The sequence below is a fragment of the Acinetobacter sp. ACNIH2 genome, from assembly GCF_002934965.1.
GTDB lineage: Bacteria > Pseudomonadota > Gammaproteobacteria > Pseudomonadales > Moraxellaceae > Acinetobacter > Acinetobacter tandoii.
The window spans coordinates 378815-403840 of record NZ_CP026412.1 but is presented as its reverse complement, the minus strand read 5'-3'; the positions used below and the strand labels follow the sequence as shown (position 1 = coordinate 403840).

Below are 25026 nucleotides of genomic sequence, written 5' to 3'. Positions count from 1 at the left end.
GATTAATAGAGAGTTTTTATAGCGATGTTAAATCAAAACGCGAATGAGCCAGCCGCACAAGGCGAACTCCATCGTAGTTTGTCAAATCGACATCTACAACTAATTGCGATTGGTGGTGCAATTGGTACTGGTTTGTTCATGGGGTCGGGTAAAACTATAAGTTTGGCAGGCCCATCAATTTTATTTATTTACATGATCATTGGTTTAATGGTGTTTTTCGTAATGCGCGCATTAGGAGAATTACTGTTATCTAACCTGAAATATAAGTCTTTTATTGACTTCTCGACAGACCTGATTGGTCCTTGGGCGGGTTATTTCGTAGGTTGGACCTATTGGTTGTGTTGGATCACCATTGGTATCGCGGACTTATCCGCCATTATTTATTATCTGCAATTCTTCAATAATGGAATACCGTTTAGCCCAGTTGAAGGAGCAATGATAAGTGTTGCTGCGATTATCTTCATTATGGGCTTGAACCTAATGACGGTGAAGCTGTTCGGTGAGCTTGAGTTCTGGTTTGCTTTGGTCAAAATCATTGCCATTGTTGTGCTGATTGCGGTTGGTTTGTGGATGATTTTTACAGGCTTTACCTCAACAACAGGTGAAGTGGCATCGTTTACCCACTTATGGGCAAATGGCGGAATGTTCCCGACAGGAATGGAAGGCTTCTTAGCAGGCTTCCAAATTGCAATTTTTGCCTTTGTCGGGGTAGAGTTGGTTGGGACAACTGCGGCTGAAACCAAAGATCCTGAGCGCAACTTGCCTAAAGCAGTGAACTCTATTCCCATTCGTATTATCTTTTTCTACGTGTTGGCATTGGTCATTGTGATGTCAGTGACACCATGGAACAGAATCAATCCAGAAGTTAGCCCTTTTGTGAATTTGTTCAGTCAGGCAGGTATTGCAGCCGCTGCGATTATTATGAACCTTGTGGTGCTGTCTTCAGTGATGTCCTCTATGAACAGCGGAGTATTTTCGACTAGTCGTATGTTGTTTGGCTTATCACGTGAGAAGCAAGGGCCACAAGCTTTTGGTCATTTGAATAAGCGTGCAGTTCCTGCAAATGCTCTATATTTCTCTGCAATTTGTTTGTTGGGTGGGGCAGCCTTACAGTATTTCGTGCCAAATACGGTTGAAGCCTTTACTTTGGCAACGACGCTATCCACGATTCTGTTTATTTTGGTGTGGTTGATTATTTTGTGGAGCTATTTGGTTTACTACAAAACACGCCCAGAGTTACATGCAAAATCGACCTTTAAATTGCCTGGTGGTCCTTTGACATGTTGGGTGGTGATTGTGTTCTTCATTGGCATGATTTACGTGTTGTCATTAGAGCCAGATACCATGAAGGCATTAATGGTCAGCCCAATTTGGCTTATTATTCTTGCGATTGGTTATTTCGGTTTCTATAAGCCAAAACATAAATAATCGTTGTCTATACAGAAAAACGTCAGTTTAGAACTGGCGTTTTTTTATGTCTGGCGATAATCTCTAGCGTTTAATGCTTTGGTCAATGCGTTGATCGGGTTATACTTCGTTAAAATTTGAGATAGGTGGTCAGATGCGTCACGTCATTTGCTGCATAAGTGTATTGGTGTTGGGTTCTTCATTAGTCGGTTGTGGTCAATCGGGGGCATTACAATTACCAAGCGATTCAAATTATGACAAACGTGCAAAATATTTGTTATATCCAAATGTAGCGCCTGCGCAAAAAACAGAGCAAGTTCCAACGGACCAATCCGCTGAACAACAGGCAACTACAGAATCAAAATCTTCTACTCCTTAACTTGTCATTGAAAGGACATCTTCCATGAGTTTTACCCGCATTAATGGGGTATTGCACGCAGAGCAGTGTTCCCTAGAACAGCTTGCGCAGCAATATGGCACGCCACTGTATGTGTATTCAAAAGCGACTTTTGAAAAACATTATTTAGATATGGATCGTGCGTTTGATTTTATCGACCATCAAATTTGTTTTGCGGTAAAGTCTAACTCAAATATCGCGGTACTCAATGTCTTGGCAAAGTTAGGCTGTGGTTTCGATATCGTGACTGGCGGTGAGCTTGCTCGTGTATTGGCTGCAGGCGGCGATGCATCTAAAGTTGTCTTTTCAGGTTTAGGTAAAACTGAAGCAGATATACAAAAAGCACTGGAAGTTGAGATTGCATGTTTTAACGTTGAGTCTCATGCCGAATTAGATCGTATTCAGAAAGTGGCAGCAACTTTAGGTAAAAAAGCGCCTATTTCTTTGCGTGTTAATCCAGATGTCGATGCAAAAACTCATCCTTATATTTCGACAGGATTAAAAGAAAACAAATTCGGTATTCCTTCGGATACGGTATTTGAAACCTATCAATATGCAGCCAGTCTACCGAACTTAGAGATTATAGGAATTGACTGTCATATTGGTTCACAACTGACTGAAACCAAACCGTTTGTCGATGCTTTAGATCGTGTCATGCTCATGATTGAGCAACTGAAAGCGTTAGGTATTCAGTTGAAGCATATCGATATTGGTGGTGGTTTGGGCGTAACTTATAAAGATGAAGTCCCACCAACTGTAGAAGAGTATGCCAATGCACTCAAACCAGCTTTAGAAAAGTTAGGGCTAAAAGTATATATGGAACCAGGTCGCAGTATTTCTGCCAATGCTGGCGTGTTACTGACTAAAGTGGATTTATTGAAACCGACCAATCACCGTAACTTTGCCATTATTGATGCGGCAATGAACGATTTAATTCGACCTGCTTTGTATGAAGCATGGATGGATATCCAACCTGTTACGCCACGAGATGATGTCGAAACTTTACAATGGGATGTCGTGGGTGCAATTTGCGAAACAGGCGATTTCTTGGGTAAAGAGCGTGATTTACCTCTTCGTGAAAACGATACACTTGCAGTATTGGGAGCAGGTGCATATGGTTTTGTGATGAGCTCAAATTACAATACACGTGGTCGTGCGGCTGAAGTAATGGTCGATGGTGCTGACTCCCATCTGATTCGTGAGCGTGAAACAATCGAATCACTTTGGGAAAAAGAGCGTTTATTGCCTTAAGGAGTCACTTAAAATGTTTTTAGAATTTACTAAAATGCATGGTCTAGGCAATGACTTCATGGTTGTGGATTTAATTAGTCAGCGCGCGTATTTAGATGCACTGACCATTCAACGTCTTGCAGACCGCCATTTTGGCATTGGTTTTGATCAGTTACTAATTGTTGAACCACCCGATGTACCAGAAGCGGATTTTAAATATCGTATTTTTAATGCCGATGGTTCAGAGGTTGAACAATGTGGAAATGGCGTGCGCTGTTTTGCACGTTTTGTACATGAACGACAACTCACCACTAAAACCAAAATTAAAGTACAAACCAAAGCAGGCATTGTTGAGCCTGAATTAGGGTCGAATGGTTGGGTACGCGTCAATATGGGTTATCCAAAATTTCTACCACAGGAAATTCCATTTTTAGCAGATGAACCAGAAAATTTGTATGATCTAGAGTTGGCAAATCAACAACAGATTCAAATTGATGTGGTGAACATGGGCAATCCACATGCGGTGACCGTTGTTCCAGATGTCATTACGGCTGATGTGGCAACCATGGGACCACAAGTCGAGTCTCATGCGCGTTTCCCAGCACGCGTCAATGCAGGCTTTATGCAGATTATTGATGAAAAACATGCACGTTTACGTGTATTCGAGCGAGGTGTTGGCGAAACTTTAGCTTGTGGTACAGGGGCGTGTGCTGCTGCTGTTTCAGGCATCCGCCGTGGTTTATTGGCAAATCAGGTTGAAATTGAACTGGCGGGTGGGAAGTTACAAATTGAATGGCGTGATGGTGATGTGGTCTGGATGACAGGTCCGACAGCCAACGTTTATGAAGGACGTATCGACTTGCGTTATTTCCAAGGCTAAACCAGTATTGATGTTGAAAAAAGCACTGTCTTTATGATGGTGCTTTTTTATGGATCAAAATCGGCTATGCTGAAGCCAAAGATAAATTGATATAAAGTACAAGACATGCCAAATTTAATTTTTCTGCCGGGTGCGTCGGGAAGTACCACGTTCTGGCACCCTTTAATCAATAAGTTATCTCATACAGAATCTAAACAGGTCATTGCTTATCCGAGTTTTGGTGACGAACCAAGCCACCAAAGCGTCTACGATTTTGCCAGTTTGTCGAATTATGTTTTGCAACAGATTCAGTCTGAATCGATTTTAATTGCACAGTCTATGGGCGGAATTTTTGCTGTACAGGCAGCAATAGCACGTCCAGATTTGGTCAAAGGATTAGTGCTTTTGGCAACTTCGGGCGGAATTGATTTAACTCCATTTCAGGTACAAGATTGGCGAACCGCTTATCAACAACAGTATCTTCACTATCCAGACTGGTTTGTGGATATTCAAATCGATTTATCGCAGCAACTTGAAAAGATCAGAATACCAGTATTGTTATTGTGGGGAGATCAAGATCCGATTAGCCCAATCGCAGTTGGACAGACTTTACAGCAAAAATTCCCGCAAGCTGAACTTCATATTATTCATGGGGGTGATCATGCTTTTGCTGAACACCATTCAGAAGCAGTTGCAGCACACATTCAGCAGTATTTAACTCATTTTAATTTTTAGGTTTAGGGTGGGTATGATGTCTGTAGAATCCCAACAGTTACTCGGTATGTGGCTGAAAGCAAGAGAAATACAAAATCAGTCTAAATTAACTTTACTCGCATATGAGCGTGACGTTGGTGATTTTTTACAGTTTTGTGATCAGAAAAAATTGCTGTTACAAGATATCGAAACGGCTGATTTACGCGAATATTTGGCTGTCAAAGTAGAGCAACAGCAATTGAGTTCTAGTAGTTTGCAGCGGTTATTGTCTGCGATTCGCCAGTTCATGAAATGGGCTCAAGACGGGCAATATCTGGAATTTAACCCTTCTGATGATTTTCAATTAAAACGTCAACCACGACCCTTGCCAGGTATGGTCGACATTGAAACCATTCAGCAAATTTTAGATCAACCTAAACCTGAAAAAGAATCTGATCAGGAGTTATGGTTGCGCGACAAGGCAATTTTGGAATTATTGTATTCCAGTGGCTTACGTTTAGCAGAAGTACAAAGTCTTAAAATTAAAGATATTGATTTTAATCGGCTTCTATTGCGGATCACGGGTAAAGGTAACAAAACCCGTGTAGTTCCCTTTGGTTCCAAAGCCAGAGATGCGTTAATGGATTGGCTAAAGTTGTATCCATTGTGGCATGGTGATTTTGTTCCTGATGCTCATGTATTCATTAGTCGTAAAGGCAATCCACTGGGCGCCAGACAAATTGAAAATCGTGTCAAGTTTCAAGCGCAACGTGCAGGGGTGAGTGTCGATTTACATCCACATTTATTAAGACATTGTTTTGCAAGCCATATGCTGTCAAATAGCGGTGATTTAAGAGCTGTACAAGAAATGTTGGGGCATAGTAATTTAAGTACTACCCAAATATATACCCATGTCGATTTTGATCGACTTGCCAATGTCTATGATCAAGCACATCCGCGTGCTCAATTCAAAAAACAGTAACAATTTCAGTGTAGATATATGCCTGAATGATTTTGTTCTGGTACAAAATTTGCTTCAGTCATTATATGAGTAAAATGAAAAGGAGCATATTTGTACTATTGTAGAATAATAAAAAATCAAAAGATGAAGTATAAGTGTCGCATGGCATGCGGTATTGGGCATAAATATACCGATTGCGAATTTTGAGTGTTAAATGAAAGAGGAATGCAAGCCATGATTTCGAATATACAAGAAAAATATGATCAATTAAATTCAGTGCAGAAAGATATTTTTGCAGGATATGGTTTACGTCAGATTAAACATTTTATTGAATATTGCTTACCTGAAGTGCAGCCTCTATTGCCAGAAAATTCCGTGATTGAAGGAATTAATACCTCTGGTATGGTGCAAGCGGTGCAACAGGATACTCGTAAATGTTATGTTTGGGACGGTACAACGTGGAATGTATCTACAAACTTTATTCCAATTATGGATACAACCGATGACTTTCAATTGGTCTGGGAAATTTTTGATTTGTCCCGTTATGAATTGATTGAACTGAGTCATGTACATCGCGACTTTTTAGGCAATGCACACGTCTGAGCTAAAATCATGCTGATGAATGGTGTACAGCACATGCTTTTGCAAAATACTCTCGGCAGTCAGGGCGGGATGTAAAAACTCTTGTTGATATTGCATACCTAACCTTTTCATTACCGCTTGTGAAGGATGATTAATTGAGGCTGTAAACGAAACAACTTCCTTTAAATTGAGGGTTTGAAATGCGAAATCTAAAGCAAGTTGCGCTGCTTCAGTCGCATAGCCTTGCCCCCAATAGTCTTTGTTCAACCGCCAGCCAATTTCGGTACACGGTGAAAAACTAAATTGATCAGGTTGAGAATGCAATCCTGCCATACCAATCAAACGTTGTTCAGATTTTAATTCGACTGCCCAAAAGCCCCAGCCCTGTTGTTCAATGAAAGCTTGGCATTTATCGATGAGCAGATCGCTTTCAGTCCGAGTCAAGCATTTGGGGAAGTAACGCATCACAGCAGGGTCTGCATTGAGCTGATAAAATGGTAACCGATCAGTCTCTTGCCATGGACGTAAAATTAAGCGAGCACTTTCTAGAAACTTTTGCATTGTCTCTCTTATAAATCTTCAAGTGGAAGTTGAAAACTTTGTTTAATAATTTGGCTAGGTAAATCTGTTTTGACACTGGTAATGCCATTTTTTTTGGTCAAATGTGTAGACTGGAATTTTCGATAACTTTCCAAATCAGGGACGACAACTTTGAGCATGGCATCACATTCACCCAAAATAATATAACACTCCATGACCTGAGGCAGTTCTTTCATTGCTTCAATAAAACGATCAATCGTTTCAGCATCTTGTCCGACCAACCAAATACGTGAAAATAAAATCAATTGGAAGCCAATCTTTTGAGGATCGACCACGGTGGTGTAGTTTTGTATGACACCTGCCTCTTCCAACAGTTTGACCCGTCTTAAACAGGAAGATGGAGATAGCCCAACTTCTTTAGCCAAATCATTGTTTTGGATTCGACCATTTTCTTGTAAGGCTCGAATGATACTTTTATCAATCCGATCTAGCTTGATTAAAATATTCTTGGAAGATGATTTCATAAAATAGAATTAAATTCGAAATATGGATCTAATTATAGAATATTTGCAATCCTATTTTGTATAAATTCGAAGATACTAATTTTCACTTTCAGTCGATATTCGAAAGGGAAAAGGATATGTCTGTATATTTACTCTTTGCGTTGACCGTTCTACCACTGGTGTGTACTCCAGGACCTGACATGCTATTTATTTTTTCGCAAGTGATGGCGAAAGGTGTAAAAGCAGGCTTTATGGCAACACTTGGGGTTTGTATGGGCTATATGGTGCATTCGGTCTTGGTTGCCTTGGGCATCGCGGCAATATTGGTTTCTTTTCCGATGTTGTTCGAAACAATTCGCTGGTTAGGGATTGCTTATCTTTTATATCTGGCTTTTAGTTTATTTCGCGCTGTTTTTAACAGCAAATCTTTGGATGTGCCCAAGGCTTCTGCAGGCAGTCCAATTGCTAAGGGCTTTTTAACTTCATTGTTAAACCCAAAAGGGATGCTGATTTATTTTGCAATTTTACCGCAGTTTATGCGTAATGCGGAAAATACTGTCATACAAGGTCTGATTCTATCGTCTATTTTTATAGGCTTGTGCTTGGTGGTATATAGTGGATTAAGTATTGTTATTGCTAAAATTACTGCAAATGCACAATTAGATGCTCAAAAACAAAAATGGGTTGACGCGGGTTCGGGCGGTTTACTTATGCTAGCTGCGAGTTGGTTGATCGCCAATTAATTGAAATAAAAAAGCATGCTCTTGATTGGCATGCTTTTTTATATGTATAACAGCAGATTTCTTATCATGTCGAAGCCATAAGTAGGATTGGGAGACTACTTAAAGGTAGCTAGGGAATAAAATTTTAATCAGGAATATGGTTCTGTCAAAACTGACAAGTCATTTGGTTGATTTTACAGCCATACTTGGTCAGTTGTTCAAACAGCTAAAGCAGAAATTTAAGTCATTGATCAGAAAAAATTATGTAGTAAATAAAGTAAAAAAATAATAAAAATCAATGCTTAAAATTAGAACAGTAAAACCGCTATTTTAGAATTAAAATTCATGCAAATAAAACTTTGAACGCGACGTTCAGCCATTTTTACGCATTTTTACAGCGGATTCAGTAATTGTGACTTGACCGAAATGCCATACAATTGCAAGATAGGACACCTAAAAAATTTTAAGTGAAGAGTTAATCTAACTTTTCTCAACATTTACTTTTGCTAAAACAGCCGAGGATTACATGAAGGCTCTTGTTGCTGTAAAACGTGTGGTTGATGCCAACGTTAAAGTTCGCGTTAAACCGGACAATAGTGGGGTAGACCTTACTAACGTTAAGATGTCAATTAACCCATTCTGTGAAATCGCAGTGGAAGAAGCGGTTCGCTTAAAAGAAAAAGGAACTGTTTCAGAAATCATCGTTGTTTCTATTGGTCCTAAAGAAGCTCAAGAACAAATTCGTTCTGCAATGGCACTTGGCGCTGACCGCGGTATCTTGGTTGAAGCTGATGACAGCCAACTTGGTGCTTTGGAAGTTGCTAAAATCCTTAAAGGTGTTGTTGAAGCTGAACAACCACAATTAATCCTTCTTGGTAAGCAAGCAATTGATGACGACTCTAACCAAGTTGGTCAAATGCTTGGTGCACTTTTAGGTGCAGGTCAAGGTACGTTCGCATCTGAAGTTAAAGTTGATGGCGACAAAGTACAAGTGACTCGTGAAGTTGACGGTGGTTTACAAACTGTTGAATTGTCACTTCCAGCAATCATCACCACTGACTTACGTTTGAACGAGCCACGTTATGCAGCTCTTCCAAACATCATGAAAGCGCGTAAAAAACCGCTTGATACTAAGTCACCAGCTGATTTTGGTGTTTCTACAGCAACTAAGCTTAAAACAGTTAAAGTTGAACCACCTGCTGACCGTAAAGCAGGCGTACAAGTGAAATCTGTTGATGAGCTTGTTGAAAAATTGAAAAATGAAGCGAAAGTGATCTAATACAGAAGGATAAAATCATGAGTATTTTAGTTATCGCTGAGCACGACAACAAGACACTTAACGGTGCAACTTTAAACGTTGTTGCTGCGGCACAAAAAATCGGTGGTGATATCACTGTATTGGTAGCAGGCTCTGGCGCGCAAGCAGTTGCTGATGCAGCTGCAAAAGTTGCAGGCGTAAGCAAAGTATTACTTGCTGACAACGCTGCTTATGCAAACCAATTGGCTGAAAACGTTGCAGCTTTAGTTGCTGACGTTGCGAAAGGTGGTTTCAAACACGTATTGGCTGCATCTACAACAACAGGTAAGAACATTCTTCCACGTGTTGCTGCGCTTCTTGATGTAAGTATGATCACAGACATCATTGCTGTTGAATCTGCAAATACATTCAAGCGTCCAATCTATGCGGGTAACGCGATTGCAACAGTTCAATCTGACGAAGCAATCATTGTAGGTACAGTACGTGGTACAGCGTTTGATCCTGTAGCTGCTGAAGGCGGTTCTGCTGCGGTTGAAGCTGTAAGCGAAGCAAAAGATGCAGGTATCTCTAAGTTTGTATCTGAAGAGATCGTAAAATCTGAACGTCCTGAATTAACGGCTGCACGAATTGTTGTTTCTGGTGGTCGTGGTGTAGGTTCTGGTGAGAACTACCATAAAGTACTTGACCCATTAGCTGACAAGCTTGGTGCTGCACAAGGTGCTTCACGTGCTGCGGTCGATGCCGGTTTCGTTCCAAACGACATGCAAGTTGGTCAAACAGGTAAAATCGTTGCACCTGACTTATATATCGCTGTAGGTATTTCTGGTGCGATCCAGCACTTGGCTGGTATGAAAGACTCTAAAGTGATCGTTGCGATCAACAAAGACGAAGAAGCGCCAATCAATGCAGTTGCTGACTACTGGTTAGTTGGTGATTTGAATACTGTTGTTCCTGAATTAGTATCTAAAATCTAATTTCTGAACGATTGTTCGAAAAACGCTCTTGTGTAAGCAATTTAAGTCATGCTTAAGTTGTTATGAACAGGGGCGTTTTTTTGCGCTTAGCGCTTATCTCATCAGGGCTAAATAGAAGATAACCTGTGAGGCAAAATAGAGTTTAGAAAGGCTGTAAAGCGCGAAAGTCATTAGAAGTATTAAAAATATTAAATTAATTTACGAATACTATAAGTAAAACAACAATTTAAAGTGTTGTATATGCTATGAATATTAGCTTTGCAAAATAGCTTATTTTTCAACTTAATTCAGATTCAAAATTCGTATAAAAAAACGACGATAAACAAAGGAAAACAAACGAAATTAACTCGGCTAAATACGCACCTAAAAGGGATAAAATATGCTAAAATTTACGGCTGTATTTTAGTTTTTTAGCTCAATTCCCTGAGTTAAATTTTTGCAAGATTTAAGATATAAATGCGGGCAGAATTCCTGCTTGTATAACAAGGAGTATGCATGAGCGTATCGGAAATTAGACCGATTGCCATTGAGGATGAACTCAAGCACTCGTATTTGGATTATGCAATGAGCGTGATTGTATCACGCGCTTTACCTGATGTACGAGATGGTCTAAAACCTGTTCATCGTCGTGTGCTTTTTGCAATGCACGAATTGGGTAATGACTACAACAAAGCATACAAAAAGTCTGCCCGTGTTGTCGGTGACGTAATCGGTAAATATCACCCTCACGGTGATTATGCTGTTTATGAAACTATTGTTCGTATGGCGCAAGATTTTAGTTTGCGTTATATGCTTGTAGATGGTCAAGGTAACTTCGGTTCTGTCGATGGTGATAGTGCAGCAGCAATGCGTTATACCGAAGTGCGTATGCAAAAGCTTACCCATGAAATTTTGGCGGATCTCGAAAAAGATACCGTAGACTGGGAAGATAACTACGACGGTTCAGAACGTATCCCGCAAGTGATGCCGACGCGCATTCCGAATTTGTTAATTAACGGTACGACTGGTATTGCTGTGGGTATGGCGACTAATATGGCGCCTCATAACATGACGGAAGTTGTGAATGCATGTCTGGCTTATGCTGAAAACCCAAATATCAGCATTGAAGGTTTGATGCAGCATATTTCGGGTCCAGACTTCCCGACTGGCGGTATTATTTATGGTAAATCAGGCATTGTAGATGCTTACCGTACGGGTAAAGGTCGTTTGCATATCCGTGGTAAATATCACTTCGAGGAAGACCAAAAAACAGGTCGTACTACGATTGTTTTTACTGAAATTCCATATCAAGTTAACAAAGCGAAAACCATCGAGCGTATTGCTGAGTTGGTGAAAGAAAAGAAACTCGAAGGTATTTCAGAGCTACGCGACGAATCTGATAAAGAGGGTATGCGTATTGCCATTGATTTAAAACGTGGCGAAAATGCAGAAGTTGTCGTGAACAACTTATTCTTGAATACGCAACTCGAAAATTCTTTCAGCATTAACATGGTGTGTCTGGACAACGGACAGCCTAAGTTAATGAACCTCAAAGATATCATTGCGGCATTTATTCGTCATCGTCAAGAAGTCGTGACCCGCCGCACCATGTTCGAATTACGCAAAGCGCGTGAACGTGGTCATATCTTAGAAGGCTTGACGGTTGCGTTGGCGAATATTGATGCCATCATCGAAACGATCAAGACCTCTGCAAACCCAGCTGAAGCGCGTGAACGTTTACAAGCAGGTGAATGGGCTGCGGGTGGTGTGGTTGCACTTCTAGAAAAAGCGGGTTCAGTTTCTGTTCGTCCTGAAGTGATCGACGGTGAAGATCCAAACCGTCCATTTGGTTTAGATGGTGATGTGTACCGTTTGTCTCCGACTCAAGTCGGTGCGATTTTAGAGTTACGCTTGCACCGTTTAACTGGTTTAGAGCAAGACAAGCTTCACGCTGAATATACCGAAATTCTAGGTCAAATTGCTGAGTTAACTGCAATTCTGAACGATTTCAATTTATTGATGAATGTCATTAAAGAAGAACTGGCTTTAATTCTTCAGCAATATGGCGATGCACGTCGTACTGAAATTGTGGAATCACGTATTGATTTCTGCCGTGAAGATTTAATTCCAGAAGAGCAAGTTGTATTAACTGTTTCGCAAACGGGTTATGCAAAAACGCAACCATTGTCTGACTATGCGGCGCAGCGTCGTGGTGGACGTGGTAAATCCGCAACATCGATGAAAGAAGATGACTACATCCAACATCTGATTGTCACCTCAAACCATGCAACGGTTTTATGCTTTACCAATGTAGGTAAAGTATATCGCCTGAAAGTGTTTGAAGTGCCACAAGCTTCTCGCGGTGCAAAAGGTCGCCCAATGGTGAACTTACTGCCGTTAGAGGCAGATGAAACGATTACCGCAATTTTGCCTGTGATTGATGCGCCGAAGAAATTTAAAGATCGTTTAGCCGACTTTAAAGCTTTTGTTCGTGCTAATGTGGTTAAACTCCGTGAAAATAGCATTATCGAAGCCCATTATGAAGCGTTAAAAGCTTCGTTTGATGCTTTGGCAGAAGATCCTGATGAATTATCCGATGCATTGCGTAAGCAACTGAAAGAGTTGAGTGTTGAACTTTCTGCAATTGATTTGGACGATGAAATTGTTGCTGAATTTGCAGAATTGACTGAGAAGTTACGTAAAAACTTCTTTGTATTTATGGCAACTGCGTCAGGTACTGTGAAACGTGTAGAGCTGGAACAATTCAGTAATGTACGTTCAAATGGTTTACGTGCAATTGAGCTGAATGAAGAAGATACCTTGATTGGTGTAGCGATTACTGATGGCGAACAGCAAATTATGTTGTTCTCTAATGAAGGTAAGGCGATTCGTTTTGCTGAAACAGATGTACGGGCGATGGGCCGTTCTGCCAAGGGTGTACGTGGTATGCGTGTCACAATTGGTTCAGCTCAAGTCGATGAGTCAGAAGAAGTTGAATCGGATGAAGATGATGCAGCAGATGCAAACTTCATTAGTCGCATTGTATCTTTAGTTGTTGTTCCAGAAACAGGTGAAGTGCTGTGTGCTTCAGCTAATGGTTACGGTAAACGTACACCTGTCGATGACTTCCCGACCAAGAAACGTGGCGGAAAAGGTGTAATTGCGATTAAAACCTCTGAGCGTAATGGTGAATTGGTCGGTGCTGTTGCGATTGATGAAACCAAAGAACTGATGCTGATTTCAGACGGTGGTACTTTGGTTCGTACTCGCGCTTCAGAAGTTGCACAAACAGGCCGTAACGCACAAGGTGTTCGTTTGATCCGTTTAGGTGAAGATGAAACATTGGTGGGTGTAGAGGCGATTGATGCAGTAGAAGAAGATGAAATCGAAACTATAGAATCAGTAGTGGCTAATGAAAAGTTAGTTGATGAAGAAATGATTGTAGATGAAACTGAAAACGAATCAGATTTGAATGAATCTGAAGAAGAATAAGTGATGATCTAAATTAAAAGGACGCTAAGGCGTCCTTTTTCTATATGATTTGCTGCATAAATAATGGGAAAAGAATGATGAAGATGAAGTATGCGATTCTAGCATCGGTATTGGTTTTCAGTGGGTGCGATAAACTGGGACAGCAGGCCAATATTCCAGATCCTAGTCCACAGCAAGTACAGGCTGCTCAAGAGGCCTATGATGATTTACGTGCGCAAAACTTTGATCGATTAATGACGCATTTTGAGCCTGAGTTGCAGGCACGCTATCAAGGCAATCAAAAAGATATGCAAAAGTTTGCACGTGGTTTGCCTCAAGAAAATTATAAAACCAAAAAAATTGTCTCAAAAAAATTGCTGAATGAAAGCAATCAGCCAAGTAAATATACTGTGACCTATGAATATGCCTATGATAAAAACTTAGTACAGTATGACGTGAGTTTTGATAAACCCAATGGCAGCAGCAAAATTCGAGACATTAGCGTGTCAGTATTTGGTGAGAAAATTGAATAATCAAAAGCAGTATTAAATAAAAAAGGACGCCTTAGCGTCCTTTTTAATTGCATTAGTAATTACAAAGTATCATTCAGTTGTACATTGTAGTTCTTTTGCTTTTCAGTATCGAATTGGCCTTCCCATTTACTGATCACGAGTACAGCCAAGGCATTACCAACAACATTCAATGCAGTACGTGCCATATCTAAAATACGGTCAATACCTGCAATAAACGCCAGACCTTCAAGTGGAATACCAACGCTGCCTAAAGTCGCCAATAGCACCACGAAAGAAACACCAGGTACACCTGCAATACCTTTAGAGGTAATCATAAGAGTAAGCACGAGAATGATTTGCTGACCTAAGCTTAAGTCAATGCCATAGAGCTGAGCAATGAAAATCGCGGCGATACTTTGATACAGTGTTGAACCATCCAAATTGAATGAATAGCCAATTGGGATAACAAAACTGGTAATTGTTTTTGGCGCGCCATAAGCTTCCATTTTTTCCATAATACGTGGAAGTACGGTTTCTGAACTGGCAGTCGAGTAAGCTAAAATCAATTCATCTTTTAAGATTTTAATAATGGTCCAAATGCTGAATCCGCAAATTTTGGCAACAAATCCTAATACAATAAAAGTGAAGAAGAAAATAGCGGCATACACCAATACGGCAAGTTTGACCAATGGAAGTAACGAGCTAAAGCCAAAGTTTGCAACGGTCGCAGCGATCAAGCCGAATACACCTAAAGGTGCAAACTTCATGATCATGTGTGTAACTTTGAACATTGTCTCAGAAACACCATGCAATACCTGAATCAGCGGTTGTTTCGTTTCTTTAGACAAAGAACCTAAGCCAATACCAAACAATACCGAGAAGAAAATAATCGGCAGCATTTGACCGCTAGTTAATGCAGCAAAGAAGTTCGGTGGAATTAGCGACAAAATGGTTTGTACTAAACCATGAGAATGTTGGCTAACTTCATGACTGGTTTCTTGATATTTAGAAATATCGACTTGAGTTAGCGTCGACATATCAATACCAGCGCCTGGCTGGAATATATTTGCCGCAACCAAGCCAACAATAATGGCAATGGTTGTAATAATTTCAAAATATAAAATAGTTTTGAAACCTAGGCGACCAACATTGGTACCATGACTTGTATTCGCAATGCCGAGAATCAGCATTGAAACTACAAGTGGGATTACAATCATTTTGATGAGGCTAATGAATATTGAACCTAATGGGCTCAATAAATTAGTTACAAAGGCATCACGATATTCAGGAGAATAGTGCAGAAAAGAGCCTAGAAGTACACCTAAAATGAGTGCAATTACAATTTGCCATGCAAGGCTTATCTTAATTTTTTTCATACTCAGCTCAGAAAAAAAATTAGGGGCAAAAAATATCTGCAAGAACTCTTATGCTGCATCAAAATGCGATGGCACGAAAAAAAGAAGAATGCTGGCAGATGGAAGGTGGCTATTGTGAAGTTATTATGAAGAATGAGCGATCTTTTTTTAATTTATTATTATTGATTGATTGCTATTTAATCAAGGCTCTAGACTAGCAGATTTATACTTAATTTTATCTAATGATGTTCCACAACTCAGTTGCTAACTCATTAGGTTCTCTCATCCAACGCCATTCAGACTCCTTCAGATGGTAGTCAAAATAATCTTTTGAGATACCATTGAACTTGGATAATCTTCGTTTACAGAAACTCCAAAATGATTCTATTCCATTTATGTGACATTGTCCTCTAGCAAACTCATTTGCTCCGTGATTTACCCTGAAATGCTTTGAATAACCAACATCAACTAGACCATTATAGCCTCGCCATCCATCACTATAAATGACACTTTCTAGTGCCACCTTACCTAAGATAACCTTTTGTAAAGTCTTCATTTTACAGTCAGGAACGATTTCAGTATAAACACGCCCATCCCGTTCAAATATTCCAAATACGGGTTGTTTTAAAGTGCCACGACCACGTTTTAACTTCCCATGAAAACCACGTTGTCGTTTAGCGCCAAAATAGCTTTCATCCACTTCAATAGAACCTACAAATTTAGTTCTTAAATCTGTTTGATGATCATAAATAGCTTCCCTAAAAAGCATGTACCAATAGTTGATCGTATTACGATTTAAATTGAGTAATAATGCAGTTTTAGAAGCGGGTATATCAATGCAAAAGCATTGAATGATTTTTTTAATCTTGTAGTGGCTTAATTTACTGTTTTTAATCATGATTACAGACCAACATAACTAGTCTGCTAGTCTAGAGCCTAATCAATTTAATTTGGTAATACGATTAATTATAGAAAATAGATTAATTTGTAAAATAAAAGTGGTGAATATGTGACTATTTAGGTCTGATACATAAGCGATAATGTGCCCAGCTTAAACAGATGCTTGCAAAAACACTCAGATAAATGAGCTTAGTAATGACCATTTGCGTAGGTACACCCATCTGATTCAATTGAATAAACATTTGAATACCTTGAGTAGATGGTAGAACTGAGCCTAAGTATTGCATCCATTGTGGCATAGCGGCATGTGGCCATGCTGTACCCGAAAGTAAAAATAGCGGAATGGAGGTGAAAACAATAAGATGACCAGCGCGTTCGGGAAGATCCAGATAAGAAGCCAAGACAAGACTCAGCCCAATCACACTGCTTATAAAAATTGGGACAGCAATCAGCATTCCCAAAAAATTTCCGCCACGTGGATAGTCATAGAACCAAAAGGTAAAACCAAATAAATAAAAGCAGCCTAAACAACCTATGCTTAGCGCAGCAGCAAATAATCCCCAAAACTCAGTTGTTTTGCTCCGCCAATTTGAGTTGCGATAACCTGCTATCAGCATACACAAGCCCAAGACAATAGTTTGATGAATAATTAATGGGGCAATCGCCGGAAAAATATAACTGCCATAGCCTGAAAGTGTATTAAATAATGGAATTTGATGAACAGAAAGGACGGGTGAAAAATGTGAAATCTGTCCAAACTTTTCTGCGCGTTCAGCGAGGGTATTTTCAATGGCTGTTGCCAATCCTAAACCAATTTGTTTAGTTCTTAAAAAATAGGCAGCACTCAAATATAACCCAACACCTCCGACTTCACCGCGATGAATACTATTAGACAAATTATTTGGTAATAGCAAAATACCATCTGCACGTTGTTGCTTTACCCACATCTCTGCTTCGGCAAAATTTCCTGTTACCGCACGAACCTGAATATTTGGACTGTTACTTGCTGCATTAATGATACTGGCAGTTAAAGTACTTTGTTCTTCATCTACAATAATGATGGGTAATGATTCAGCATGTTGTGCTTTGTATGCTGTTGGGTAGAAAAAACTATAAAAGAAGATAGAAAGCACCATCGTTGTGAGAATGGAACTATTCTTTGTAATATCTTTAAATGTTTTTACAAAGTAGAAAAGAAATGACTTTAATGTTTGTTTCATTCCTGCACCTCTACTCGACGTTTTTTTAATAACAGGAAAGAAGTTGTCCAATAGACGAGACAATAACAACCTAGAATTGCTAAAGGAATGAATGAAAGTTGTATCGGACTACCAACGACCCATTGTTCAGTTTGAAGTTTGGCATAAGGGGTGTACGGAATAATATTTGCCCAAAATTTGGTAAATGCAGGAGCATTATTTAAGGGGAGTGTCACACCTGCAAAACTTAAGGATGAACCGCCATATACAGCAATAAAGCCGAAAGTTTTGGCTAAATTATGGGTAGCTAATACTACAGTTGCACTAATTAAAGCATAGGCAAAATAAAATAAAAACTGAGCTAAAAGTAAGAGCCAGAGTTGACCAGCCACAAACCACCCTCGAATTTCTATAAGCCAGAACATCCACAACCATGTCCAAATACTGAAAATAAAAACATATACAAGAGCTTTACTGAGTAACGCTATCCATATTGTTGAAGATTTCAGCCAGTCTTTTGCAGACCCAAATTGAAATTCTTGACCTACGGAAAATGCCACACAACAACAGAGTAATAAATGTAGAACAGCAGGAATGACAAAAGGTTCTAAATAAAATTCGTAACTGAGACTCGGATTGTAGAGTGGCGAGATTTTCACATTAGGGGTAGGGATGTCTAAATAGGGAATATTATTTTCTAAATAATTTTGTCCCATGTAATTTGCCATGGCTTGCACAGTACTGCTGAGCATGGCTGAAGAAATGGTATTGCCGACGCTGAAGTAGCTTTGGTTAAATGCAAGAGCAATTTGAGCATCCTTGGCCTGAACCAGTCGTTGTTCAGCACCTTCTGGAATCAGTACGTAGCCCCATATTTTTGTTTCATTCAGTAGGCGTTCGGCTTCATTGGAATCGGGCGTTACTGTATAAATAGTTAAGCTTTGATTGCTGGATAAATATTTTTCGATGTTTCGACTCAGACTACTCTGATCTTGATCAATAATCGCAATGGGTAAATGTTCAGGTTTTCCCTGTGCAAACATGCAGCTAAATAGCACAATGACACATAAAGGCGCGAGTGTAACTAAACACAAGTCCCATTTGTGTGTGGCTAAATAGCGAAGTTCACGCCAGAGACCAGCCCACATCAGGATTTCTCTTTAACTTTAAACAGCACACTCATGCCGACTTTGAGATCAGGAATGGGCGTACTTGGTGTTAAATGGAGCTTGAAACTACGGATGTCGTAGCCTCCAGTTTGTCGCGTTGTTTTGATGGTGGCAAACTCACCCTCTGCATCAATGTTTTCAATTTTAAATTGTGCAGTTTTATTTAAAGCGGGTATAAATCCTTCCAAAGTTTTAGCTTGATAGACCTGAGCATACTGATCTTCTCGAACATTTAAGCTCACCCAGAGCTCATCGTCTAAAATAATACTCATGACAGGCACGCCAATCGCGACTAATTCTGAGACTTTGCCGTAGGTTTTGGAAATTGTACCGTTTACAGGTGAATATAATTTTGTTTCAGCATCTAGCGCATTGGCCTCTGCAACCGCAGCTTTAGCAATTTCAACCTGCGCATCGGCTGTGGATTTCTGTTCAGTTGTACTTCCTCGTTTTGCCCGAGCATATTGTTGATAGGCTGCTTCAGTCAACTGAGCAGCAGATTGGGCGGCAGCCTGCATTTCGTCACGGCGCTGACGTGAAATAACACCCTCCTGAAAAAGTTTTGCTCCACGTTGGTAGGTTGTCTGTGCCAACTCTTGTTGAGCTTTCACGGCTTGCCAGTTGGCAAATAGGGTATCAATATTCTCTTGTTGTGAGCCTCGATCAGCTGTCGATTGCAGTGCTAGTGCAGATTGCAAAGTAGCCAGTGCCTGCTGTTTTTTAGCATCAATCTCAGGACTATATAAGCGTACGAGAGGCTGATTTTTTTGAACTTTTTCCCCATCATGTACATAGAGTTCTTCAATTCGGCTTGGTATTTTGGTACTGATATGAATGGTTTCCGCTTCAACTCTTCCTTGTATTTCAACCATTTTGGGTTGGTAGCTTTTCCACAAACCAAATGCGATTAACCCAAGCAGTAAGATGGCTAGAATAATACCGAAGCTTTTCAGAAGCTTAGTTTTTGATGTTGGATCAGTCACTTTTTTAGAGACATCATTTAACTGTTCTGCTGAATTTTCTGTCTCAGTGTTATTTTCGGTCAGTTGCACTGATACATCCGTTTCAGATTTAGCTGTTTTTTCTTCTTCCAATGAGGAAGCATTAGGTTCTTGATCAGGTGTTGATTGATCTTGATTCATGTGGTTTCCCCATTAAAGTTAACGAATATATTGCGTATTTTTTTGATTTACATAGCTTTGAAACTCAGCTATAGAACCGTGGCTTTGTAATAAAGTGGCTAATGACATCACATATTTATAAGCATTCAGTGCCATCTCAGATTTAAGAGCCGTCATGGCATTTTGAGCATCAATGACTTGTGTGGCCGTACCCATATCTTCTTTGAAAGAAAGTGTTTGAATACGTAAATTTTCTTGTGCGGCTAACATGTTTTGTTGCAGTAAAACATGGCTTTGTTGTGCAGTTTCAAGCTCGCTATATGATTTATAAATCATGTTTTCGATTTCTTGCTTGGTACGCTCAGTGGTTAATTGTAAAGCGTATCTTTGTAATTCAGCAGCTTGTATATTTTTTTGTTTGTCGATGCCCGAAAATAAATTGTACTGAGCGGCAATACCAACAATCCAGTTTTGATGTTCATCTAAGCTGTATTCACCGAAGGCAAATACAGTCGGCTTTTTGGCTGCCGATTCCGCTTTTACTTTTACTCCAGCAAGTTCAGTATCCTTTTGCAATTTTTGAACCAGAGAGGATTGTTCAGGGTAACTTTTTAATAATTGATTAATCGAATGATTTTGGGTTGTATTGATAAAAAGAGGCGTGCTTAATTCTGTTATTTCACTGCTTTGGAGTAGATTATTCAACTGAAACAAGCTGGCTTGTAGGTTGGCTTGGGCATTTTGTGCTAAACGTTCAGCATTGTTTTTAGCAACTTCAAATTGCATCCGTTGCCCTTTGCTAATAAAGCCTTGCTGTTCTAATTTCAATGCATTTTGATAATGCGTTTGCATCGCTTGAGCATTAAAGCGGCTTGCCGCTAATAATTGTGTCTGTAATTGAGAGTTAAAATAAGCCTGAATAATTTCGAAACGTTGAAGGTCTTGTTGCTGTTTGTTATTGATAACGCTGCGCTCTGACTGAATTTGTGCCATTTGTTTGGCACTAGAGGTCAACCCGCCAGTATATAAAGGCATAAAAACAGAAACAGTAGGACGTACGACTTGATCATCCAAATTCACAGTCGCTTCATTGGGAATTAATCCAACGCCACGGTCAATGACTTGCCCAACACTATCTTTTAGCGTGTCTGTAATTCCGCTGGGTATGCCACTATTATTTTGCCATTGATCAATTTGATTATTCACGCCCTGAGTAAGCGTATTATCCAGATTGTTTTTTAAGGAGTTTAGTGGCACATCCACTTCATTATGGAAGGCATAAGCACGTACATTTAAATCTATACGCGGGAGTCCGAGCCCTTTCACTGCTTCGGCTTGCAGTTGAGCAGATTGTTGTAGAGCTTGCGCAGCTCGAGTGCTATAGGATTGAGTCAGTATGTTTTGTTCAGCCTCAATATAGCTGATTGATTTTGCATAACTTGGAGTATGAAATAGCATACTCGTACATAGGCAAATAAAACTAGGGAAAACGGGATTCATCCTAAGCGTTAATTTTCTTGGTTTTAATTGAAAACGCTGTGGCATTAATCAAACTCGCATTGTTGTTGTAATGAATTATACAGATCTTTATTTTATTGGTGTAAACGGGCGCGTTTACATTGTGAGTGTTGCAGATGCTAGACTCATTTTCCAGTAAATAGATAATACGATAAATTTAAACTTTTTAAAAAATTACATAGATAAAAATAGCAATGACAGCGTACGTTTTCAATTTACATTTACTTGTATCAATGCAATCAGACCAGATCTATATTCATTAAATCTTAGATTTATTTTATCAGAACAATGGTTTTGCTTGATCCAACTCGAACCAGAGTTTTGCACCGTTCATGTTTCTTATGGTTACTTACTCATCTCGCTTCCGAATATTGTAGTAAGACATAAATCTCAAAATATCATGATTTACACCATATTTTAACTGGCTATCTTATTTGTAGAATGGATGAGAGTAAGGTCAGTCCTTGTGAGTTGGTGCTGGTTTCTATGTTGAATCATCCCATACTTAGCTTAATGAATTTAATACTGCTTTCAACGGTTTTTTTAAGCTACGACAAATGTAGTGGGTATTTTAGTTTGAGGTGACTAGCCAAAATTTGTATGCTCAATCTACATGTCACAGGATTAATATACATGATGAAAAATTATTGAAAGATTTAAAAGAACAACATTTTACTTGGCCTAAAAAGAAAAAAATTCATGTTTAGCGTTATGTTGAATTGGGCTGTTATTTAATAGCTACGATGTTGATTCATGCTATGGTGATGATTTCAGCATTAATTGTACGTATAGTCAGCTACTTAGTGACTGTTAAATCATTTAATAAAGCTATTCCACCTAAAAAAGAATCGATCTTTATTGAAGTTTTGACTTTAAATACCCGATAGCATTGAAATATTTTCAGGATAATTTACTGCAAGCCTGAGCAAGATATGATTAAATGCCATCATTTTATTGTGTTTCACCTCTGAAAGGAAAAATCATGCGCGCGTACAATTTCTGTGCTGGTCCTGCTGCATTACCTACTGCCGTTTTAGAAAAAGCTCAACAAGAGTTGTTGGATTGGCATGGCAAAGGGCTGTCCATTATGGAAATGAGCCACCGTAGCAAAGACTATGTTGCAGTTGCAGAAAAGGCCGAAGCTGACTTACGTAAGCTCATGAACATTCCTGAAAATTACAAAGTGTTATTTTTACAGGGTGGGGCATCACTACAATTCTCTGCAATTCCATTAAACCTGTTGGGTAAAAACAACAAAGCGGACTATATCCATACGGGTATTTGGTCTGAAAAAGCGTTGCAAGAAGCGCAGCGTTATGGCGATATTCATGTTGTAGAAGCTGGAACAAAAATTGACGGCAAACTCGCGATTACGCCACAAAGTCAATGGAATTTATCGGATGATGCTGCGTATGTGCATTATGCAGATAATGAAACAATTGGTGGTCTACAGTTCGCTGGCATTCCAGAAACAGATAAGCCATTGGTCTCTGATTTTTCATCAAGCATATTGTCTGCGCCTTTAGATGTGTCTAAATTTGGGTTGATTTATGCAGGTGCGCAAAAGAATATTGGTCCAGCAGGCTTAACATTGGTCATTATTCGTGAAGATTTACTGGATCAAGCGAAACCAGAAATTCCAAGTTTGTTGAAATATTCTGCTCAAGCTAAAAATGATTCGATGGTGAATACACCATCAACATATGCATGGTATTTGTCAGGTTTAGTATTTGAATGGTTACTTGAAAATGGCGGTGTAGATGCCATGCATCAAGTGAATCTGCAAAAAGCACAATTGCTTTATGGCTATATTGATTCTAGCGACTTCTATGCAAATCCAATTGCAGAAGCAAACCGTTCAATTATGAACGTACCATTTACTTTGGCGAATCCAGATTTAGAAAAATTATTCCTGAAAGAAGCTGAAGAAAATCACTTGTTGAATTTGGCAGGTCACCGTTCTGTAGGTGGTATGCGTGCAAGTATTTATAACGCCGTTCCTTTAGAAGGGGTACAAGCGTTGGTTAACTTTATGGATGACTTTGCAAAACGTAACGGTTAATCCTAATATGCAAAAACCCATCTGAATAAGATGGGTTTTTTTTATTTTAAGCGTAAAATTAAAGAATAAACTGGTGCAGAATATAAGCCGATGACATCATGCCAAAAATAAAAAAAATGCATGACATCACATCAAGAGGGTAGCGTTGTTCAAGTTGAGTTTCAACGCGTTGTAAATTTTCTTCTTGTACGATTTTCATAGATATTTCGTTCCGATCTATATTATCGTTAAATCCTATTGCTTGTTCATATTATAGACATAAAAAATTGATTAAATAAAGTACTAATTTGCATTAATTCAAAAATCGCGCATATTTTAATTTAAATAACTTATCTATATTCAATAAATCTAACTTTTACTCAGTATTATTATAACTAAATGTTTTTATTTGTTTTTTATTTTAAGAGGAATACAGCAGTAAATAAATTTAAAATTGTGGATAAGTGTGCATTATTTGAATTTAAAAAGAATCTTAAAATAAAAAATTGTGGATAAAATATAAGCAGTGATATGTGGCTGACTTTTTTTAATGGGAGTTAAATAAAAAAAGCGAAATACAAATCATGGATTCGATATGATCTGTATTCCGCTTTTTAAGATGCTATCTTGATGAAAAAATTAATTTTTTGAGTGAATACTCACTTGAACCCAAATATTGCCACGAATGTATTGACCAATATTAAAATGTTTATATTGATCATCTTTAGTCGCAATACGAATGAGGGTAGCCTCTTGATTTTCATCATGAATAAGCGTGACATCATAGAGCGTATATTCTTGTCCCATAAATTCTAGGCTAGTTTTGCCCACAATATTTCCTTGGAACCAAGCCTCATCTTCTTGCCCCATTTTTTCGCCATACAAATAGGCGACCATTTTGGAGAAGTCGACAGTGACAGGTGCTTTATCATCATCAGATTTAGGCTCCCATGCATCTATTTGCTCTTGTAGATTGGCGGGTGCAATACCATCATTTGCAGCCAGAATATCATTCAAGGCACGGTGATGTTTAATTGAAGCTGGATCATCTACTACCAGTTGTTCATGTTCAGAAACTGCTTCTAATTCATAGGCCCATGCATTTAATTGAACCAAATAGGTTTGATCTTTTTGGTATTGATCATGATTCACACTGTAGAGACTATCAAATGCATAAACAATGCTATTATCGCCTAAATTTAAACGCAGTACTGCCTGAGTATTAGATTTACAGCTAATAATTCGCTCAATTGAGGCTTTGACTTTATACGGGCTTTCAAAACTTGGAAAAGCGGTCTTCACCGCTTTAGGCTTATTGTTTTCAACAGCAATCACTTGGCAAAGTTGTACTTTTTCCTTGCTAGGACCTTGAATCAGCCATACAGATGCATCCATATCACATTCTTCACGGCAAAGTCCCATTGGCATGATGGGTTCATCAAGCGCCAGACCTAACCATTTGGGAACTTCAGTGGCTGGATTCTCTGTCAGCAGATTCCAATGCTCAATATGACTGCCGAAGTTTTGATCTTCAATGCTGATCATTTCTGGTCTGTTTTGATTTTTCATAAGCACAATTTTGAATGTTCAGTGGCTTTAATCTATTAATCGAGGGTGATTTGGAGATTTCAAGTC

Annotated in this window: 23 protein-coding genes; 13 read left to right on the top strand and 10 right to left on the bottom strand. The window is 39.1% G+C overall.

Going from position 1 to position 25026, the window contains the following annotated elements; all coding sequences use genetic code 11:
* Positions 1-24 precede the first annotated feature (24 nt).
* From C3F34_RS01895 to C3F34_RS01865, 7 genes are all read left to right on the top strand, one after another.
* Positions 25-1428, top strand: coding sequence for an amino acid permease (locus C3F34_RS01895; RefSeq protein WP_104440984.1), 1404 nt, complete (start codon positions 25-27; stop codon positions 1426-1428).
* A 133-nt stretch (positions 1429-1561) separates the two neighbouring features.
* The gene (gene lptM / locus C3F34_RS01890) at positions 1562-1786 is read left to right on the top strand and encodes an LPS translocon maturation chaperone LptM (protein WP_016165907.1); all 225 of its coding nucleotides are present in this window, start codon (positions 1562-1564) and stop codon (positions 1784-1786) included.
* A 24-nt stretch (positions 1787-1810) separates the two neighbouring features.
* Positions 1811-3055 carry a diaminopimelate decarboxylase gene (gene lysA / locus C3F34_RS01885; RefSeq protein WP_104440983.1) on the top strand — a complete coding sequence of 415 codons (1245 nt, stop codon included), beginning with the start codon at positions 1811-1813 and terminating at the stop codon, positions 3053-3055.
* 13 nt (positions 3056-3068) lie between these two features.
* Positions 3069-3914 (top strand): diaminopimelate epimerase, encoded by an 846-nt coding sequence (gene dapF, locus C3F34_RS01880; RefSeq protein WP_044740159.1) that lies wholly within the window; start codon positions 3069-3071, stop codon positions 3912-3914.
* A gap of 105 nt (positions 3915-4019) precedes the next feature.
* Complete coding sequence (locus tag C3F34_RS01875; RefSeq protein ID WP_044740158.1) at positions 4020-4628, top strand: alpha/beta fold hydrolase; 609 nt, start codon at positions 4020-4022, stop codon at positions 4626-4628.
* A gap of 16 nt (positions 4629-4644) precedes the next feature.
* Entirely contained in the window at positions 4645-5568 is a 924-nt protein-coding gene (locus C3F34_RS01870; RefSeq protein ID WP_044740157.1) for a tyrosine recombinase XerC, read from the top strand.
* 213 nt (positions 5569-5781) lie between these two features.
* Complete coding sequence (locus C3F34_RS01865) at positions 5782-6150, top strand: hypothetical protein (protein WP_044740229.1); 369 nt, start codon at positions 5782-5784, stop codon at positions 6148-6150.
* Here the strand turns inward: C3F34_RS01865 and C3F34_RS01860 are convergent.
* Positions 6130-6690: a GNAT family N-acetyltransferase gene (locus C3F34_RS01860; protein WP_044740156.1), complete on the bottom strand. Its 561-nt coding sequence runs from the start codon at positions 6688-6690 to the stop codon at positions 6130-6132. The genes C3F34_RS01865 and C3F34_RS01860 overlap by 21 nt on opposite strands.
* 8 nt (positions 6691-6698) lie before the next feature.
* On the bottom strand, positions 6699-7193 hold the full coding sequence (locus C3F34_RS01855) for an Lrp/AsnC family transcriptional regulator (protein WP_016165914.1): 495 nt from the start codon (positions 7191-7193) through the stop codon (positions 6699-6701).
* Between the two features lie 116 nt (positions 7194-7309).
* Between C3F34_RS01855 and C3F34_RS01850 the strand changes: the two genes are divergently transcribed.
* The 5 genes from C3F34_RS01850 to C3F34_RS01830 all read left to right on the top strand — a co-directional run bounded on the left by C3F34_RS01850 (position 7310) and on the right by C3F34_RS01830 (position 14109).
* Positions 7310-7915: a LysE family translocator gene (locus tag C3F34_RS01850; RefSeq protein ID WP_044740155.1), complete on the top strand. Its 606-nt coding sequence runs from the start codon at positions 7310-7312 to the stop codon at positions 7913-7915.
* 505 nt (positions 7916-8420) lie between these two features.
* Positions 8421-9173 carry an electron transfer flavoprotein subunit beta/FixA family protein gene (locus C3F34_RS01845; protein WP_016165916.1) on the top strand — a complete coding sequence of 251 codons (753 nt, stop codon included), beginning with the start codon at positions 8421-8423 and terminating at the stop codon, positions 9171-9173.
* A gap of 17 nt (positions 9174-9190) precedes the next feature.
* Positions 9191-10126 carry an FAD-binding protein gene (locus tag C3F34_RS01840; RefSeq protein ID WP_016165917.1) on the top strand — a complete coding sequence of 312 codons (936 nt, stop codon included), beginning with the start codon at positions 9191-9193 and terminating at the stop codon, positions 10124-10126.
* Positions 10127-10621: 495 nt separating this feature from the next.
* Positions 10622-13597 carry a DNA gyrase subunit A gene (gene gyrA / locus C3F34_RS01835; RefSeq protein ID WP_104440982.1) on the top strand — a complete coding sequence of 992 codons (2976 nt, stop codon included), beginning with the start codon at positions 10622-10624 and terminating at the stop codon, positions 13595-13597.
* A 74-nt stretch (positions 13598-13671) separates the two neighbouring features.
* Positions 13672-14109: a DUF3887 domain-containing protein gene (locus tag C3F34_RS01830; RefSeq protein ID WP_228130554.1), complete on the top strand. Its 438-nt coding sequence runs from the start codon at positions 13672-13674 to the stop codon at positions 14107-14109.
* Positions 14110-14168: 59 nt separating this feature from the next.
* On the opposite strand, the gene gltP is transcribed toward C3F34_RS01830, so the two are convergent.
* The 6 genes from gltP to C3F34_RS01800 all read right to left on the bottom strand — a co-directional run bounded on the left by gltP (position 14169) and on the right by C3F34_RS01800 (position 21290).
* Positions 14169-15464 carry a glutamate/aspartate:proton symporter GltP gene (gene gltP / locus C3F34_RS01825; protein WP_016165920.1) on the bottom strand — a complete coding sequence of 432 codons (1296 nt, stop codon included), beginning with the start codon at positions 15462-15464 and terminating at the stop codon, positions 14169-14171.
* Between the two features lie 214 nt (positions 15465-15678).
* Positions 15679-16341, bottom strand: a complete 663-nt coding sequence (locus tag C3F34_RS01820; protein ID WP_104440784.1) for an IS1595 family transposase — start codon at positions 16339-16341, stop codon at positions 15679-15681.
* A 115-nt stretch (positions 16342-16456) separates the two neighbouring features.
* Entirely contained in the window at positions 16457-17563 is a 1107-nt protein-coding gene (locus C3F34_RS01815; protein WP_104440981.1) for an ABC transporter permease, read from the bottom strand.
* Positions 17560-18690: an ABC transporter permease gene (locus C3F34_RS01810; protein WP_104440980.1), complete on the bottom strand. Its 1131-nt coding sequence runs from the start codon at positions 18688-18690 to the stop codon at positions 17560-17562. Before C3F34_RS01810 ends, C3F34_RS01815 begins: the two co-directional genes overlap by 4 nt.
* Positions 18690-19853, bottom strand: coding sequence for an HlyD family secretion protein (locus C3F34_RS01805; protein WP_044740151.1), 1164 nt, complete (start codon positions 19851-19853; stop codon positions 18690-18692). Before C3F34_RS01805 ends, C3F34_RS01810 begins: the two co-directional genes overlap by 1 nt.
* Positions 19854-19871: 18 nt before the next feature.
* Positions 19872-21290 (bottom strand): TolC family protein, encoded by a 1419-nt coding sequence (locus tag C3F34_RS01800; protein ID WP_228155321.1) that lies wholly within the window; start codon positions 21288-21290, stop codon positions 19872-19874.
* Positions 21291-22332: 1042 nt separating this feature from the next.
* On the opposite strand from C3F34_RS01800, the gene serC reads away from it, so the two are divergent.
* Positions 22333-23412, top strand: coding sequence for a 3-phosphoserine/phosphohydroxythreonine transaminase (gene serC, locus C3F34_RS01795; RefSeq protein WP_044740150.1), 1080 nt, complete (start codon positions 22333-22335; stop codon positions 23410-23412).
* A 58-nt stretch (positions 23413-23470) separates the two neighbouring features.
* Here serC and C3F34_RS20385 read toward each other — a convergent pair whose 3' ends face one another.
* Complete coding sequence (locus tag C3F34_RS20385) at positions 23471-23611, bottom strand: hypothetical protein (RefSeq protein ID WP_016165926.1); 141 nt, start codon at positions 23609-23611, stop codon at positions 23471-23473.
* A 419-nt stretch (positions 23612-24030) separates the two neighbouring features.
* Positions 24031-24960, bottom strand: coding sequence for a hypothetical protein (locus C3F34_RS01790; protein WP_104440979.1), 930 nt, complete (start codon positions 24958-24960; stop codon positions 24031-24033).
* Between the last annotated feature and the right edge of the window lie 66 nt (positions 24961-25026).

Coding starts and splice junctions, on each gene's coding strand:
- C3F34_RS01875 (WP_044740158.1), top strand. CDS start 4,020: ATGCCAAATTTAATTTTTCTGCCGGGTGCGTCGGGAAGTACCACGTTC.
- C3F34_RS01870 (WP_044740157.1), top strand. CDS start 4,645: ATGTCTGTAGAATCCCAACAGTTACTCGGTATGTGGCTGAAAGCAAGA.
- C3F34_RS01855 (WP_016165914.1), bottom strand. CDS start 7,193: ATGAAATCATCTTCCAAGAATATTTTAATCAAGCTAGATCGGATTGAT.
- C3F34_RS01845 (WP_016165916.1), top strand. CDS start 8,421: ATGAAGGCTCTTGTTGCTGTAAAACGTGTGGTTGATGCCAACGTTAAA.
- gyrA (WP_104440982.1), top strand. CDS start 10,622: ATGAGCGTATCGGAAATTAGACCGATTGCCATTGAGGATGAACTCAAG.
- C3F34_RS01815 (WP_104440981.1), bottom strand. CDS start 17,563: ATGAAACAAACATTAAAGTCATTTCTTTTCTACTTTGTAAAAACATTT.
- C3F34_RS01850 (WP_044740155.1), top strand. CDS start 7,310: ATGTCTGTATATTTACTCTTTGCGTTGACCGTTCTACCACTGGTGTGT.
- C3F34_RS01860 (WP_044740156.1), bottom strand. CDS start 6,690: ATGCAAAAGTTTCTAGAAAGTGCTCGCTTAATTTTACGTCCATGGCAA.
- dapF (WP_044740159.1), top strand. CDS start 3,069: ATGTTTTTAGAATTTACTAAAATGCATGGTCTAGGCAATGACTTCATG.
- lptM (WP_016165907.1), top strand. CDS start 1,562: ATGCGTCACGTCATTTGCTGCATAAGTGTATTGGTGTTGGGTTCTTCA.
- C3F34_RS01810 (WP_104440980.1), bottom strand. CDS start 18,690: ATGTGGGCTGGTCTCTGGCGTGAACTTCGCTATTTAGCCACACACAAA.
- serC (WP_044740150.1), top strand. CDS start 22,333: ATGCGCGCGTACAATTTCTGTGCTGGTCCTGCTGCATTACCTACTGCC.
- C3F34_RS20385 (WP_016165926.1), bottom strand. CDS start 23,611: ATGAAAATCGTACAAGAAGAAAATTTACAACGCGTTGAAACTCAACTT.
- C3F34_RS01895 (WP_104440984.1), top strand. CDS start 25: ATGTTAAATCAAAACGCGAATGAGCCAGCCGCACAAGGCGAACTCCAT.
- gltP (WP_016165920.1), bottom strand. CDS start 15,464: ATGAAAAAAATTAAGATAAGCCTTGCATGGCAAATTGTAATTGCACTC.
- C3F34_RS01830 (WP_228130554.1), top strand. CDS start 13,672: ATGATGAAGATGAAGTATGCGATTCTAGCATCGGTATTGGTTTTCAGT.
- C3F34_RS01865 (WP_044740229.1), top strand. CDS start 5,782: ATGATTTCGAATATACAAGAAAAATATGATCAATTAAATTCAGTGCAG.
- C3F34_RS01790 (WP_104440979.1), bottom strand. CDS start 24,960: ATGAAAAATCAAAACAGACCAGAAATGATCAGCATTGAAGATCAAAAC.
- C3F34_RS01805 (WP_044740151.1), bottom strand. CDS start 19,853: ATGAATCAAGATCAATCAACACCTGATCAAGAACCTAATGCTTCCTCA.
- lysA (WP_104440983.1), top strand. CDS start 1,811: ATGAGTTTTACCCGCATTAATGGGGTATTGCACGCAGAGCAGTGTTCC.
- C3F34_RS01820 (WP_104440784.1), bottom strand. CDS start 16,341: ATGATTAAAAACAGTAAATTAAGCCACTACAAGATTAAAAAAATCATT.
- C3F34_RS01800 (WP_228155321.1), bottom strand. CDS start 21,290: ATGCTATTTCATACTCCAAGTTATGCAAAATCAATCAGCTATATTGAG.
- C3F34_RS01840 (WP_016165917.1), top strand. CDS start 9,191: ATGAGTATTTTAGTTATCGCTGAGCACGACAACAAGACACTTAACGGT.